This is a genomic window from Flavobacterium sp. Root186 (assembly GCF_001428525.1).
Classification (GTDB): domain Bacteria; phylum Bacteroidota; class Bacteroidia; order Flavobacteriales; family Flavobacteriaceae; genus Flavobacterium.
Map to the genome: position 1 here is coordinate 179,352 of NZ_LMHW01000014.1, position 14,694 is coordinate 194,045.

Sequence of the window (14,694 nt, forward strand, 5' to 3'; positions counted from 1 at the left end):
TAAATTATTTCACTTCAAAAATATTATTTGCAGGTTTTACATCTGCCATTAATCCGCTTGGATCAATTGTGATTTTTTTGATTGCTGTTTTGTTCTTGTCAATTGTAAAACTGTAGTTTGACATTGCCCAGGCCCAATCTTCTACAACTGTTCTTTTTTCGTTTGGATTTGGATTCGGTTTAATGAAATTCATCATTCTTAACGGAATGTAGAAGTTTTCAGAAGTTCCGTCTGTGTAATCTACTTTTAAATCAATCGGCATTGGCATTCTTCCAATTCTTTCTAAAGTAATTGTTGTTTTTCCTGAATTATCAGCAACGTCTTTAATTCCGTAATCAATTGTATTAGCAGTTTGTGCCCAATCAATTAAATACCAATCTAATTCTGCTCCAGAAACTCTTTCTGCAGTTCTTTTAATATCGTTTGGAGTTGGATGTTTGAATTTAAAATCGTTGAAATATCTTTTTAAAGTTGCATCCAGGCTTTCTTTTCCAATTACATATTCTAATTGTGCTAAAAAGATACATCCTTTTACATAAGATGAAATACTGTAAGGACGATTTTCATCGTAACGATCTCCGTGTGTTGTCTGCGGCTGTTCTTTACCAGAATTAACTAAACTATAATAAGCAGCATAAGTTCCTTTAAACGGATTTGCTTCTTTCTTATCGCCTTTTAATTCATTCAAAGCACTGTCTTCGATGTAAGTTGTAAATCCTTCGTCCATCCAAGGGTGTTTTGATTCGTTTGAAGCTAAAATATGCTGGAACCAAGAGTGTCCTAATTCGTGAGTTGCAGTTCCCAGAATTCCTTCAAGAGTTCCGTTTCCTAACATCAAAGTACACATTGCATATTCCATTCCGCCGTCGCCGCCCTGAATAAAGGAGTATTGTTTGTACGGATATCCTCCAACTCTATGGTTGTAATAATCCATTACTTTTACCATTAATGGTTCTAACTGTTTCCAGTTTGCAGTCGTTTTTTCATTGTTTTTGTAGAAGAAATGCAAATCAACATCATTTGGTCCTTTTACAATATCATGCGTGTATTCTTTATCTGCTGCCCAGGTAAAATCGTGAACGTTTGGCGCAATAAAATGCCAAGTCAATGTTTTCGCTTTTTTAGGATAAACAACTGTTACACCAGCATCTTCATAACCGTGGCCAATTGTGTTTTTGTCTTGTAAATATCCAGAACCTCCAATTGTGTATTCTTTATCAATTGTAATTTTTACATCAAAATTCCCCCAAACACCGTGAAATTCTCTTGCTATGTATGGATCTGCGTGCCATCCTTCAAAATCAAATTCGGCTAATTTTGGGTACCACTGTGACATTGAAAGTTCAACGCCTTCAGAATTGTTTCTTCCAGAACGACGAATTTGTACCGGAACTTGTCCATCAAAACCTAAAGTAAAAGTAGTCTTTGAATTTGGAAGAATTGGTTTAGGCAAAATCACTTCTAAAACAGTTCCTGAAGCTCTTGTCTGCGCTGAAATTCCGTCTTGTTTGAAATCAGAAATTTTTAAATATCCTGTTTCATTCGGTTTTAGCGTTTCAATTCGGCTTTTTTTTACATCTTTTCCATCGGCACCTTTTACTTTATTTACCATTCTTCCGTCAGGATCTTTGATAAAATGCAGACGAGCGTCCATTTCACTTCCCGGCTGAAAAGCATTTGGGAATAAATGATAAAACACTTTTCTTAATGTATCAGGAGAATTATTGGTATAAACCAATTCTTGTTTTCCTTTATACTGATAGTTTTTTACATCCATTGAAACCTCCATTTTATAGTCGGCATGCTGTTGCCAATATGGGGCACTTTGGGCAAAAGAAGCGTTTAAACCTAAGCTCAAAAAAGAAAGTAAAATAATTTTTCGCATGTTAATTTTAATAATGAAAATGGAAGAGCTGCGGCTCTTCCATTGGATTAATATTCTATATATAGTTTATTTTTTCGACATTTTTTCAGCCATTAATAAAGCATTATAAGCATTTACCATTTTTGCTGTTTTTGATGATTCTGCAGAAGAAACTGCAACTGGTTTTTCATCTGGATTTTTGCTTTCGCCAAGAACAACTGCTGCTGGAAGTGCAACACCAGAATCCATTAAAATTTTCTTAACCTGAGAAGCTTTTAATTTTGGATAATAAGAACGAATCAACGCTGCAACACCTGCCGCATTTGGAGACGCCATTGAAGTTCCCTGCAAGTATTTGTATTTGTTGTTTGGAACTGTTGCATAAATTTCTTCACCCGGAGCAAAAACGTCAACATTTATTTTTCCAAAGTTTGAAAATCCTGCCACAACAGTTTCTCCATATTGTTTGTTAATTGCACCAATTGTAATAACATTATCCGCAAATTCTTTGATGTTGTCCTGAGAATCGTTTGGATAATTGATGTTTTTAGTTTCATCAATATTATAACCATCATTACCAGCTGCATGAACGATTAAAACATCTTTTTTTGCTGCATATTTAATGGCATCGTAAACCCATTGTTTGTGTGGAGAAAAGCTTTTTCCAAAACTTCCGTTGATTACTTTTGCTCCATTATCAACTGCATAACGAATTGCCAAAGCGATATCTTTATCGTATTCATCTCCATCAGGAACGGCTCTTACCGTTAAGATTTCTACATTATTTGCTACTCCGTCGCCACCTAAATTATTGCCTCGAACTTGCGCAATGATTCCGGCAACGTGAGTTCCGTGAAGTGCTTTTTCTTTATCCGGACCAAAAACAATATTATTTCCATAGCGTTTGTCCTTAATATCTTCCGGATTATCGCCTACTACTTTTCTACCGTCAAATTCTTTGTTTAAGTTGTAGTTTAACTGATCGTAAACTTGTTCTCTGTATTCTTCAAAATCAGCTTCAGGATCAAAAGTTGAACCTGCATTTGTAAAAATTTGAGTCATGATCATTTTACTTCTCGCTACTTTTGGATCTGTAGAAGTAATTACTGCTAAATCTTCAACTTTGTATGTTGTTTTATTAAGCTCTTTTTTGATTGTAGCATGAACATCAAGTAAAAAATCTACTTGCTCTTTGTCTTTTAAAGCTTCTTCATATTTTTTTGTATATTGTTCTAAAGCTTGTTTGTATTCTGCAGAACCGTCATCTTTCTTTTTAATGATACGGGTCATTTCAAGATTTTCGGCAACAGCATTTCCAAGGAAATTCCATCCGTGAACATCATCGATAAATCCGTTTTTATCATCGTCGATTCCGTTTCCTGGAATTTCTTTAGGATTAGTCCAAATCATTCCTTTAAGATCTTCGTGCTCAATATCAACACCAGAATCTACAATTCCTACAATAACTTTTTTTCCTGTTTTTCCCTGAAGTAATTCGGCGTAAGCCTTATCAACACTCATTCCCGGAATAGAATCTTTTATTAAATCAAGATGACTCCATCTTTTTAATTCATTTTCACTGACCGGAGCTTTTTTTACAACTGCTAAAGGCGCTGTAATAAATTCTTTAGAAGTTGAAACTTGCGCTTGTAAAGTAGCGCTGCAACCTGCTAAAACAAGTAATGCAAAAGCAGATAATTTGAGGGGTTTTATATGGCTCATGTATCTAGAATTATAATTGTAATGTTAAAAGTGGGGTCTAAATTATGCTTTTTTGTTACAAAAAGCTAACTGTTAACACTGTGTTATGAAATTAGGGTTAATTTTTTTGAAAATTAATTTCCTTCTGATAAGACATTTATTACTTACCAATATTTTATTTAAATAAAAGGTCCTTAATTAAAGCTTCTATTGGAATCGTAGAATTTATTTTTTTAATACGACTTTCAGTAATAAAATCTAAAATGATTATTGTAATGAGATATCGACTTTAGACATAAGTAATAGTAAATCTTTGATTTCTCTTATGTGTCGAGCGAATAAATTAACGGCTTTGGATGTATCAGCAAACAAGGATTTAACGAAGCTTACTTGTGATTCAAATAAAATACCCCCTCTAAATGTTAGGTTCAAATACTAAATTGGAATATTTTAATTGCTCTTATTAATGATATTACAAATTTAGATGTAAGCTCAAATATTAATTTAAAAGCTTTAGTTTGTAAAGCCACTAAGATTAGTTCACTTGATTTAACTAACAATACATTATTGTTTGGTTTAAACTGCCAGTCAAACCCTTTACTAAATAAACTAAATTTAAAAAACGGTCAAAACACTAACCTGTTATCTTCATTTAGTTATAGTTACAATTCAAATGGCTGTCCCGAAAATTCAAATTTTACACTTAATCCAAGTTTATCATGTATAATGGTAGACGATCCTCAATATTCGACATCAAGCTGGGATGCACTTAAAGATAAAAACAACTTCTTTTTCAATAACTTGTACATTAGGACTTGAAGATTCTGTTTTCAAGCAATTTATCCAAATCCAACAAAAGGGGAAGTGAGTATTAAAAATATAAACTTAGAAAAAGCAAATGTTTACAATTCACTAGGTCAATTAGTAAAATCATTTAGCTTAAATTCTACCGATTCAAATCATTCAATCAATTTAAGCGGTTTACCAAAAGGGGTTTATTACGTATATTTAATCAATCAGGATGCTGCTTCGGCTAAAAAAGTAATCGTCGAATAATATTTCACTTTAGTTAAACTAAAAATCCCATTTTCATTAAGTTGAAAATGGGATTTTTTTATGATAAAAATTTGATCTTAGAGAATATCCTCACAAGTAAAAACGTCTTTTAATCTCACTCCTTTTTCAGTATGCTCAACTGTTATAATTTGATTGTGGGCATCGTGCTCCAAAAACAAATAATAATTATTATCTGCTGCAGCATTCAAAAATTTAGCTTTTTCCGGCATTGTAAGTAAAGGTCTTGTATCGTAACCCATTACATATGGAAGCGGAATATGTCCGGCTGTTGCTAATAAATCTGCACAAAAAACGATTGTTTTATCGTTATACTGAATATGCGGAATCATTTGTTTTTCGGTATGGCCGTCAACATAATAAATTCCAAAATTCATTTCTTCAGAAAAGCCAAAATCAGCTTCAGGACGTTTAATAAAATTCAATTGTCCGCTTTCCTGCATTGGCAAAATATTTTCGGACAAAAATGAAGCTTTTTCGCGTGCGTTGGGTTTCGTTGCCCATTCCCAATGATTTTCGTTTGTCCAGAATTTTGCGTTTTTAAAGGCTGGTTCGTATCCGGTTTTATCTTTATTCCATTGCACACTTCCACCGCAATGATCAAAATGCAAATGCGTCATAAAAACATCAGTAATGTCATCCCTGCTAAACCCATATTTTGCCAATGATTTATCAATAGAATGTGATCCCCAAAGTGAATAATAACCAAAGAATTTCTCCGATTGTTTATCTCCCATTCCGGTATCGATCAAAATCAGGCGGTTTCCATCTTCAATAAGTAAACAGCGCGCTGCAATATCAATTAAATTATTTTCATCGGCGGGATTGGTTTTATTCCAAATCGTTTTAGGTACAACACCAAACATAGCGCCGCCATCTAACTTAAAATTTCCGGATTCTATTGGGTAAAGTTTCATGAGTTTAAATTTCTAATAAGAAAACAAAGCTAGGAAATCCAATCTCCTTTTGCTAATAATGTTTCTCCAACTAGATGCAAATTGACCTCGGATTTGACTGACGTAACTGATTTTCGCTGTGTTTTTATTCCTGACAAGAAGTAAACTTGTCGAGTTTTAATCAATAAAAAATCTGTGTAAACCTGTTAAATCAGTAAAATTCTTGGGATAAAAATACTTTTATTCCAAAGTAATTGAAGCGGTTCCCATAATTTCTTGTTTGTCGAAGAAGTTGACAAAGTATGTTCCTTTTTTAAACGGATTTTCGTCAGAATTTAAAATTCCGTACAAGTTTAAAGATTTGCCCTGAAAATCTGCTGCCACAATAAAGCTGTAAACCAAAGCTTTATCGTTGCCAAATTCTATTAATTTATTTTCACCAAGAACAGTATTTTTTTGGTCTAAAACCTGAATATAAAACACTCTTTTTCCTGTTTTAGCAACGGCATTTCCGTTAACCGAAAAACTTACTTTTAGTTTATTAGTGCTTTTTGCCCTATCTGTTTCCTGCTCTTTTCCCGATTTTTTTTCACGAAGAGCAATTACTTTAAAATTATTCAGAACTAGTTTAGAAGCATCTTTTATTGTCGATTCTAACTTTTTTTGCTTTAAAATTAAAGTATCATTTTCTGCTTTTTGTTTGTACATTACAACATTTTGAGATTCAATTTCCGTAAGCAAATTTTTATTTTGAGATTTAAGACTTTTTATTTCTGCAACTTTAGAGGCTAATGCAGTCTGCATATCTGAAAGCTGTTTCCGGTAAATTTGAATTTGAGTAACAGAAGGATTTTCTGATGCTTTTATAATTTCCATTAAATTTTCGACATTTTTCTTTTCAAATGCCAATTGCTGTGAAAGAGCCGTTTTTTCTAAGATTGCAACATCATATTCTAATTTCAAAACATTCAAAGAGTCAAGAATACTTTTTTGAGCAATGTACTCTTTATTATTATTGACAAGTTTAATATTTTTATTGCTTGCTTCTTCCTTATCTGCCTCGTCTTTTAGTTCTTTACTAAATATATAGAAAGTAGCACCTATTCCAAAAATAAAGAATATTGCCAAAAGTGCCCTGATCCATTCGTTTGTGTAATTTTTCTTCATCATTCCTCACAATTTATTGCAAAAATACCATTAAATTATTCGATAGAACAAGTAGAAATACGGTTTTTTTGCTTATTTACAATAACTTAAAACACAGTAAACCAGTATTTTACAGAATCATCTGACTTTTCGTTCAAAAACAAAATCCATTGTAAAATAAAAGTCACTCAATAAATAGCTTTTAAGCAAAAATAACTTCTGTCTATTTTAACATTTGTTATAATAATGTGAACCGTTATGGAAAAAGGTTTTTAAGTCGTATCTTTGCAGACAATTTCATTTGAACGTAGAAATTGGTGTTTAAATTTTATGTAATAATTTGATTACTATTTAAATGCAGATTAAAATGATCATTTAAAAACAAATACCATAAACAATGATAAAAGTTTCTGATACAGCCAAAAAGAAAATCATCGACTTGATGAGTGATGATGGTTTTGATGCCGCACATGACTACGTACGTGTAGGTGTGAAAAGCGGTGGATGCTCTGGTTTGTCTTATGATTTAAAATTTGATAAAACCAAAGGCGACGACGATAAAATATTTGTAGACAACGACATAACAATTGCAGTTGAAAAAAAATCATTCCTATATTTAGCTGGAACAATTCTGGAATTTTCAGGAGGGCTAAACGGAAAAGGATTTGTATTCAATAATCCAAATGCAAGCAGAACTTGTGGTTGCGGAGAATCATTTTCTCTTTAGTCAAAAGCCGAAAGTCAGAAAGTCTTAAAGACTGCTATTGACTTTCAAACTTTGGACTTTAAAACTTTAAGACAATAAAAAAACAATGAGCAAATACACAGAAGACGATTTAAAAATCGAACTCGAAACTAAAGAATACGAATACGGGTTTTATACTGATATAGAATCGGAGACGTTTCCTATTGGCTTAAACGAAGACATCGTAAGAGCTATTTCTCTTAAAAAAGAAGAACCTGAATGGATGACCGATTGGCGCATAGAAGCTTTTCGCGCCTGGAAAGAAATGATCGAGCCAGAATGGGCAAACGTACATTACGAAAAACCAGATTTTCAGGCAATTTCATATTACTCAGCTCCAAAACAAGTAGATCCTACTAAAACTCTGGATGATGTTGATCCGGAACTTTTAGAAATGTATAAAAAACTTGGAATTTCTGTTGACGAACAAAAAATGATGAACAATGTCGCTATGGATATTGTGGTCGATTCAGTTTCTGTTGCAACTACTTTCAAGAAAACATTAGGAGAAAAAGGAATTATTTTCTGCCCGATTTCTGAAGCTATTAAAGAACATCCTGAATTGGTAAAAAAATATTTAGGAACTGTTGTACCTCAAAAAGACAACTTCTACGCAGCATTAAACTCAGCAGTTTTCTCTGACGGAAGTTTCTGTTATATTCCAAAAGGCGTTCGTTGCCCAATGGAACTTTCAACATATTTCAGAATCAATCAGGCAGGAACAGGACAATTCGAAAGAACTCTTGTTATTGCAGATGCCGGAAGTTATGTTTCATACCTTGAAGGTTGTACAGCACCAAGTCGTGACGAAAATCAATTGCACGCTGCTGTGGTTGAATTAATCGCTTTGGATGATGCTGAAATTAAATATTCTACTGTTCAAAACTGGTTCCCAGGAAACAAAGAAGGAAAAGGTGGCGTTTACAACTTCGTTACGAAAAGAGGTTTATGCGAAACAAATGCTAAAATTTCTTGGACACAGGTTGAAACAGGTTCTGCTGTAACCTGGAAATATCCTTCTTGTGTACTTAAAGGAGACAATTCGGTAGGAGAATTTTATTCGATCGCCGTTACTAATAATTACCAACAAGCTGATACGGGAACTAAAATGATCCATTTAGGTAAAAACACTAAATCGACTATTATTTCTAAAGGTATTTCGGCTGGTAAATCGCAAAACAGTTACCGTGGATTAGTGCAGATTAGCCCAAGAGCTGAGAATGCAAGAAACTTTTCGCAATGTGATTCTCTTTTAATGGGAAACAATTGTGGAGCGCATACTTTCCCTTATATCGAAAGTAAAAATCCATCGGCAAAAATAGAGCACGAAGCCACTACAAGTAAAATTGGAGAAGATCAGGTTTTTTATTGCAACCAAAGAGGTATCCCAACTGAAAAAGCGATTGCCTTAATTGTAAACGGTTTCAGTAAAGATGTCTTGAACAAATTACCAATGGAATTTGCTGTTGAAGCTCAAAAATTATTAGAGATTTCTTTAGAAGGATCTGTTGGATAATTGAAAGATGGAAAGTAAAAAAATCATCATTTTAGGTTCAGCCAGAAAAAACGGAAACACAACAAAAATTGTCGATGAAATTGCAAAAGAATCGGGAATTGATGTGATTGACTTAAGCGATTATAATATTTCTCATTATGATTACGAAAGCAAAAACAAAGAAGATGATTTTCTGCCCTTAATAAGAAGAATACTCGAAGAGTACGACACTTTAATTTTTGCAACGCCCGTATATTGGTATAATATGAGTGGAATCATGAAGGTTTTCTTTGATCGATTTTCGGATTTGCTTCGAATTGAGAAAGAAACCGGACGAAAACTTAGAGGAAAGAAAATTGGGGTGATATCAAATTCACACGACAACGAAATCGAAGAGAGTTTTTACATTCCGTTCAAAAAAACAGCCGATTATTTAGGCATGGAATATTTAGGACACGCGCATTTTAATGCCAACATCCTAAACCAAACAACAAAAATAGAATTGACATTTATATAAAAATAAAAAAACAATGTTATCAATAAAAAACCTTCACGCCGGAATTGGTGATAAAGAAATCCTTAAGGGAATTAATATAGAAGTTAAAGCTGGCGAAGTACACGCGATCATGGGACCAAACGGTTCTGGAAAAAGTACACTTTCTGCAGTTATTGCAGGAAACGAAAACTACGAAGTTACTGACGGAGAAGTTTTCCTTGACGGAGAAGATCTTGCTGATCTTGCTCCTGAAGAAAGAGCACATAAAGGAGTTTTCCTTTCGTTTCAATATCCTGTAGAAATTCCTGGAGTTAGCGTTACTAACTTTATGAAAACTGCCATCAACGAAACTCGTAAAGCAAACGGTCAGGAAGAAATGCCGGCTAACGAAATGCTAAAAGTTATCCGTGAGAAATCAGAGTTATTAGAAATCGATCGTAAATTTTTATCTCGTTCTTTAAACGAAGGTTTTTCCGGAGGAGAGAAAAAAAGAAACGAGATTTTTCAAATGGCAATGTTAGAGCCAAAATTAGCCATCCTTGATGAAACCGATTCTGGTCTTGACATCGATGCTTTAAGAATTGTAGCTAACGGAGTTAACAAATTAAAAAGCGAGAAAAACGCCATTATCGTGATCACGCACTACCAACGTTTACTAGATTATATCGTTCCGGATTTCGTTCACGTTCTTTACAACGGAAGAATCGTAAAATCAGGTGGAAAAGAATTGGCTTACGAACTGGAAGAAAAAGGATACGACTGGATTAAGGCGGAGAATTAAATTTTTGTTTCAGGTTTCATGTTTTTTTAGTTTCAAGTTAAACTGTATTTTGTAAGTTTAAACTTAAAATTATAAAGCAGAAATTATGGCGACAATTACTCGATTTGAAGATTTAGAAATTTGGAAAGAGGCTCGAAGATTAGCAAAAGAAATTCATCTTATTGCAATTCATACAGAGTTAAGATCAGATCTCAGATTTAAAAATCAAATAAAAGATTCTTCCGGTTCAGTAATGGATAATATCGCTGAAGGTTTTGAAAGAGATGGAAATTTAGAATTTCGACAATTTTTATCAATAGCAAAAGGTTCGGCCGGAGAAACAAGATCGCAATTATATCGTGTTTTTGATTTTGAATATATTTCAGAACAAAAATTCGAAGCGTTAAAAACAGATTATGAAAATTTAAGCGGTAAAATAAAAAACTTTATCACTTATCTCAATAAAAAAGATTTCAAAGGAAATAAGTTTCAGTAAAAAACATGAAACATTAAACCTGAAACAATACGGATTCAAAGGATTAAGTCCCCAGAGGCAACCTGAAACTTGAAACCTGAAACACCGAAGGAAACAACTACAGAAATGGATTTAAAAGAAAAATTAGTATCGTCTTTTATGGCTTTTGAAGAGCGTGTCGATGTACATTCAGATTTACACGACATTCGCACAAATGCCTTAAAAAACTTCGAAAATAAAGGTTTCCCAACCAAAAAAGAAGAAGCCTGGAAATATACATCGCTAAACGCCATCTTAAAAAATGACTTTACGGTTTTTCCTAAGCAGGAAAATGCAATTGAATTTAACCAAGTAAAAAAATACTTTTTACACGAAATCGACACGTATAAATTAGTGTTTATCGACGGTGTTTTCAGTTCGCATTTATCTTCTACTACGCATGACGGAATCGATGTTTGTTTGATGTCTTCGGCATTGACCAAACCAAAATATAAAATGGTTATTGATACGTACTTTAATCAAATTGCAAGTAAAGATGACAGTTTAACTTCATTGAATACTGCTTTTGCAATTGAAGGTGCTTTTATCAATATTCCGAAGAAAAAAGTTGCTGATAAACCAATTGAGATTATGTATTTCTCGACAGGAAATGAATCGGCTTTAATGGTTCAGCCAAGAAATTTGGTTATTGTGGGCGAAAACTCGCATGTTCAAATTATCGAGCGTCACCAAAGTTTAAACGAAAATCCTGTTTTAACCAATTCGGTTACAGAAATTTTTGCTCAAAAACGTGCAATTGTTGACTATTATAAAATTCAAAACGATAATAGCGAAGCGAATTTAATTGACAACACTTACGTTTCGCAACAACAGGAAAGTCATGCTTATGTACATACTTTTTCATTTGGTGGAAATTTGACTCGTAACAACTTAAACTTCTACCACTTTGGTGAAAGATTGACAAGTACATTAAATGGAATTTCTATCCTGAATGATAAACAACACGTTGATCATTATACTTTGGTAAACCACGCAACGCCAAATTGCGAAAGTTTCCAGGATTACAAAGGAATCTTCTCTGATCGTTCAACTGGAGTTTTCAACGGAAAAGTATTGGTAGAAAAAGAAGCTCAAAAAACAAACGCTTTCCAAAAAAGCAATAATATTTTATTGAGTGACAAAGCAACTATCAACGCAAAACCACAATTGGAAATTTTTGCTGATGACGTAAAATGTTCTCACGGTTGTACTGTTGGTCAGCTTGATGAAACAGCTATGTTCTACATGCAATCACGTGGTATTCCTAAAAAAGAAGCTAAAGCTTTATTGATGTACGCATTCTCAAATGCCGTTATCGAAAGCATTAAAATACCGGAATTAAAACAAAGAATTACTAAAATCATTGCCATGAAATTGGGCGTGAATTTAGGATTTGATTTGTAGAATTTGATAAGTACAAAAAAACCACTCAAAAGAGTGGTTTTTTTTATTTTGTAAAAGAGCTTCCCAGTTTTTTGTCCTATCTAGTAGACTTCCCAGAGTATTATCCTGCTCTTCGTACAAAGATAATATGTTGCCATTTTTTAATGATAAATTACCATAAAAATTTCTTCATTTGGGAACTAATCTTGATATGATTTTAATTTTCCGTTCTCAAAATAAAGATACAATCCATTATTATACACCCATTGTTCGTGAACTCCCCAAGAACCAACACTTCTATTGTTATCATTTGGACTTCCTAAAGAAATCAATGCCATTTCGTCTGTCATTCCAATCCAGTAAAATCCTTTTTTTAATTTTTCATAAACTACTTTGCCGTATTTTTTAAGATATGTTTTCTCAATTTTTGCGTACTCAGCTTCTTCTTGTTTTAATCGTCGTTCTTTTTTAAGCCTTTCTAATTCTTCCTCTTGTTGTCGTTTTATCTTAACAAATTCTGTTATTTTTTCATTTCTTATTATCCAATTGTCATTCATATAACCACAAATTGAACCAACACAAACTCCAAAAAATTCATTATGATAATCTAACACAACCACTTTTTTATCTTCTTCTAATGTTAGAATTATTTCAGCCATTACATCTGGAGCCTTTTTAATTTTAGCATTCTTTATAGCTACAGCTATTAATGAAGAATCGGAGATGATTTTTTGAAAATCTTTAGATTTTAATGAATTAATTTTTAACTCTATCATTTTAATAGAATCATTTAATAAAATAATTTTCTCTGAAATTTGTTTTTTTGAATTTTCAAGTTTTCTTATTTGCTCGGTATAGTCTTGGGCTCTTGCAAATGAAGATACTAGCAATAAAATAATAAATATTTTTTTCATTTTGGAAAGATTTAATTATTCTTCAGCTTTGAAATAAGCGAAAGATTTTGGCGGAGCCATAGATACCAACAAAATATGTTATTGAAATATCCACTATTTTTTGCAAGTCACAAAAAGAAAAGAAATGTATTACATTTTATTTCTTCACACTATCAATTATCCCCTTCAAAAACCCATTAAAATCAAACCCTGGCTCTTCTTCCTTCACTCCCATTCTCACAATTACCATATCTAACGACGGAATAATCGCCACCATTTGTCCTTGGTAACCACTGCAGTAAAACATATCACGAGGAACATCCGGGAATTTACCTCCAGCGTTTAGCCAGAACTGCGCGCCATATTTTCCTTCAGAAGTATTTGTTGGTGTTGCTGTATATTTTACCCAGCTTTCATCCAGAATCTGTTCTCCGTTCCAATTTCCTTTATGAAGGTATAACAATCCAAATTTTGACCAGTCTCTTGGTGTTGCCCATCCGTAAGACGATCCTACGAAAGTGCCTGACATATCTTGCTCAACAATCATCGAATTCATTCCGATTTTATCGATTACAGCACCGTACCAAAAATCAAGATATTCTTGCTGAGTTTTAAACTGACTTCTTAAAATTCGGGATAATAAATTCGTTGTTCCGGATGAATAATTCCAGTGTGTATTTGGTTTAAACTGAGCTGGTTTATCCATTTGTACTTTACCCATATCTTCGGCCTGAAAAAGCATTTTTGTCGCATCACAAATGGTGCTGTAATTCTCTTCCCATTCTAAACCGGAATTCATGTAAAGCAAATCATTTATCGTGATAATTTTACGATCGTCATTTTGCCATTCTGCAATTGGAGCCGGTTTATAAATATCAATTTTTCCTTGCTTGGCTAAAACTCCAAAAGCCGAACTTGTAATACTTTTTGTCATCGACCAGCCTAAAATTTTACTGTCTTTATTGAATCCGGTATCGTATTTTTCGGCGATTAATTTGTCTTTATATAAAACCACAACGGCTCGAGTTCTTTTTGCTCTTCCGCCGTTTTTATCAAAAGCATTTTCAACTGCATTTTTTAATTTTGAATAATCAACATTCGAAAACAAAGTGTCTTTTGGTTCATTATTTCCATATGGAAAAGGAAGATTATTTACCAGCTTTGTTCTATTTGGAAGTAAATATGGTTTTGAAATATCAAAATCATCGTTTATCAAAGTGGCTCCTAAACCTTCGCGGTAAATTGCTTTCCGTTCCTTTAAACCATAAACTGTAGCAGTGGCAAATTTTCCAGTTTCGTCAATTGAGTTTTTAGCCAAATCAATCATGTCGATATCATTGTCTGTTTTCTGAATTAAATCCAAAGAACGGTTATCTATAAAATGCCCAGAAGCAACACTTTTAGCCGAGAACCCGGAAATCAAATCGAGTTTTGGATAAGTTGTAAATCCGAAATACAAAAAAGCAAGAACTACTACAAGCAAAAGTACTTTGAGAAATTTTTTCATGATGATGACAGTATTTTTATTGCAATATAAATAATTTATGTTCACGATTTTAGAACTCAAATTATAAATCTGATTCGGATAATTCATAAAACTGAATCGATTTTTACGGAATCAGCATTTACGCCTAGTGACAATAATGCCATAAAAGGAAATTATCGAATTGCTGTATAAACAAATTTAGTTTTAGTACTTTTGTAAATAGATTTTTTCTAAATAAGAC

13 protein-coding genes are annotated in these 14,694 nt (G+C 33.1%); 7 read left to right on the forward strand and 6 right to left on the reverse strand.

Annotation, left to right across the window (positions count from 1 at the left end; translation table 11 throughout):
* Positions 1 to 4 precede the first annotated feature (4 nt).
* Both ASD98_RS17645 and ASD98_RS17650 read right to left on the reverse strand, forming a co-directional pair.
* Complete coding sequence (locus tag ASD98_RS17645; RefSeq protein WP_056206904.1) at positions 5 to 1,885, reverse strand: M1 family metallopeptidase; 1,881 nt, start codon at positions 1,883 to 1,885, stop codon at positions 5 to 7.
* 66 nt (positions 1,886 to 1,951) lie between these two features.
* Positions 1,952 to 3,586, reverse strand: a complete 1,635-nt coding sequence (locus tag ASD98_RS17650; RefSeq protein ID WP_056206907.1) for a S8 family peptidase — start codon at positions 3,584 to 3,586, stop codon at positions 1,952 to 1,954.
* An 816-nt stretch (positions 3,587 to 4,402) separates the two neighbouring features.
* On the opposite strand from ASD98_RS17650, the gene ASD98_RS17655 reads away from it, so the two are divergent.
* Positions 4,403 to 4,621 (forward strand): T9SS type A sorting domain-containing protein, encoded by a 219-nt coding sequence (locus tag ASD98_RS17655; RefSeq protein WP_082577883.1) that lies wholly within the window; start codon positions 4,403 to 4,405, stop codon positions 4,619 to 4,621.
* Positions 4,622 to 4,698: 77 nt separating this feature from the next.
* On the opposite strand, the gene ASD98_RS17660 is transcribed toward ASD98_RS17655, so the two are convergent.
* Positions 4,699 to 5,556, reverse strand: a complete 858-nt coding sequence (locus ASD98_RS17660) for an MBL fold metallo-hydrolase (RefSeq protein ID WP_056206912.1) — start codon at positions 5,554 to 5,556, stop codon at positions 4,699 to 4,701.
* A 219-nt stretch (positions 5,557 to 5,775) separates the two neighbouring features.
* Complete coding sequence (locus tag ASD98_RS17665; protein ID WP_242412135.1) at positions 5,776 to 6,705, reverse strand: hypothetical protein; 930 nt, start codon at positions 6,703 to 6,705, stop codon at positions 5,776 to 5,778.
* A gap of 373 nt (positions 6,706 to 7,078) precedes the next feature.
* On the opposite strand from ASD98_RS17665, the gene ASD98_RS17670 reads away from it, so the two are divergent.
* The 6 genes from ASD98_RS17670 to sufD all read left to right on the forward strand — a co-directional run bounded on the left by ASD98_RS17670 (position 7,079) and on the right by sufD (position 12,095).
* Positions 7,079 to 7,408 carry an iron-sulfur cluster assembly accessory protein gene (locus ASD98_RS17670; RefSeq protein ID WP_035686721.1) on the forward strand — a complete coding sequence of 110 codons (330 nt, stop codon included), beginning with the start codon at positions 7,079 to 7,081 and terminating at the stop codon, positions 7,406 to 7,408.
* An 85-nt stretch (positions 7,409 to 7,493) separates the two neighbouring features.
* Entirely contained in the window at positions 7,494 to 8,942 is a 1,449-nt protein-coding gene (sufB, locus tag ASD98_RS17675; protein ID WP_056206915.1) for a Fe-S cluster assembly protein SufB, read from the forward strand.
* Positions 8,943 to 8,949: 7 nt separating this feature from the next.
* Positions 8,950 to 9,438 carry a flavodoxin family protein gene (locus ASD98_RS17680; RefSeq protein ID WP_056206917.1) on the forward strand — a complete coding sequence of 163 codons (489 nt, stop codon included), beginning with the start codon at positions 8,950 to 8,952 and terminating at the stop codon, positions 9,436 to 9,438.
* A 13-nt stretch (positions 9,439 to 9,451) separates the two neighbouring features.
* On the forward strand, positions 9,452 to 10,198 hold the full coding sequence (sufC, locus tag ASD98_RS17685) for a Fe-S cluster assembly ATPase SufC (protein WP_056206919.1): 747 nt from the start codon (positions 9,452 to 9,454) through the stop codon (positions 10,196 to 10,198).
* 85 nt (positions 10,199 to 10,283) lie between these two features.
* On the forward strand, positions 10,284 to 10,673 hold the full coding sequence (locus tag ASD98_RS17690; RefSeq protein WP_056206922.1) for a four helix bundle protein: 390 nt from the start codon (positions 10,284 to 10,286) through the stop codon (positions 10,671 to 10,673).
* A 105-nt stretch (positions 10,674 to 10,778) separates the two neighbouring features.
* Complete coding sequence (sufD, locus tag ASD98_RS17695) at positions 10,779 to 12,095, forward strand: Fe-S cluster assembly protein SufD (RefSeq protein ID WP_056207421.1); 1,317 nt, start codon at positions 10,779 to 10,781, stop codon at positions 12,093 to 12,095.
* 179 nt (positions 12,096 to 12,274) lie between these two features.
* Here the strand turns inward: sufD and ASD98_RS17700 are convergent, their stop codons facing one another.
* Both ASD98_RS17700 and ASD98_RS17705 read right to left on the reverse strand, forming a co-directional pair.
* On the reverse strand, positions 12,275 to 12,988 hold the full coding sequence (locus ASD98_RS17700) for a hypothetical protein (RefSeq protein ID WP_056206926.1): 714 nt from the start codon (positions 12,986 to 12,988) through the stop codon (positions 12,275 to 12,277).
* A gap of 136 nt (positions 12,989 to 13,124) precedes the next feature.
* The gene (locus ASD98_RS17705) at positions 13,125 to 14,474 is read right to left on the reverse strand and encodes a serine hydrolase (RefSeq protein ID WP_056206928.1); all 1,350 of its coding nucleotides are present in this window, start codon (positions 14,472 to 14,474) and stop codon (positions 13,125 to 13,127) included.
* Positions 14,475 to 14,694 lie beyond the last annotated feature (220 nt).

What these genes read in the sequence shown, in the direction of transcription:
- sufC (WP_056206919.1), top strand. Translation starts at nt 9,452, where the DNA reads ATGTTATCAATAAAAAACCTTCACGCCGGAATTGGTGATAAAGAAATC.
- ASD98_RS17645 (WP_056206904.1), bottom strand. Translation starts at nt 1,885, where the DNA reads ATGCGAAAAATTATTTTACTTTCTTTTTTGAGCTTAGGTTTAAACGCT.
- ASD98_RS17690 (WP_056206922.1), top strand. Translation starts at nt 10,284, where the DNA reads ATGGCGACAATTACTCGATTTGAAGATTTAGAAATTTGGAAAGAGGCT.
- ASD98_RS17665 (WP_242412135.1), bottom strand. Translation starts at nt 6,705, where the DNA reads ATGATGAAGAAAAATTACACAAACGAATGGATCAGGGCACTTTTGGCA.
- sufB (WP_056206915.1), top strand. Translation starts at nt 7,494, where the DNA reads ATGAGCAAATACACAGAAGACGATTTAAAAATCGAACTCGAAACTAAA.
- ASD98_RS17700 (WP_056206926.1), bottom strand. Translation starts at nt 12,988, where the DNA reads ATGAAAAAAATATTTATTATTTTATTGCTAGTATCTTCATTTGCAAGA.
- ASD98_RS17670 (WP_035686721.1), top strand. Translation starts at nt 7,079, where the DNA reads ATGATAAAAGTTTCTGATACAGCCAAAAAGAAAATCATCGACTTGATG.
- ASD98_RS17705 (WP_056206928.1), bottom strand. Translation starts at nt 14,474, where the DNA reads ATGAAAAAATTTCTCAAAGTACTTTTGCTTGTAGTAGTTCTTGCTTTT.
- ASD98_RS17660 (WP_056206912.1), bottom strand. Translation starts at nt 5,556, where the DNA reads ATGAAACTTTACCCAATAGAATCCGGAAATTTTAAGTTAGATGGCGGC.
- sufD (WP_056207421.1), top strand. Translation starts at nt 10,779, where the DNA reads ATGGATTTAAAAGAAAAATTAGTATCGTCTTTTATGGCTTTTGAAGAG.
- ASD98_RS17680 (WP_056206917.1), top strand. Translation starts at nt 8,950, where the DNA reads ATGGAAAGTAAAAAAATCATCATTTTAGGTTCAGCCAGAAAAAACGGA.
- ASD98_RS17650 (WP_056206907.1), bottom strand. Translation starts at nt 3,586, where the DNA reads ATGAGCCATATAAAACCCCTCAAATTATCTGCTTTTGCATTACTTGTT.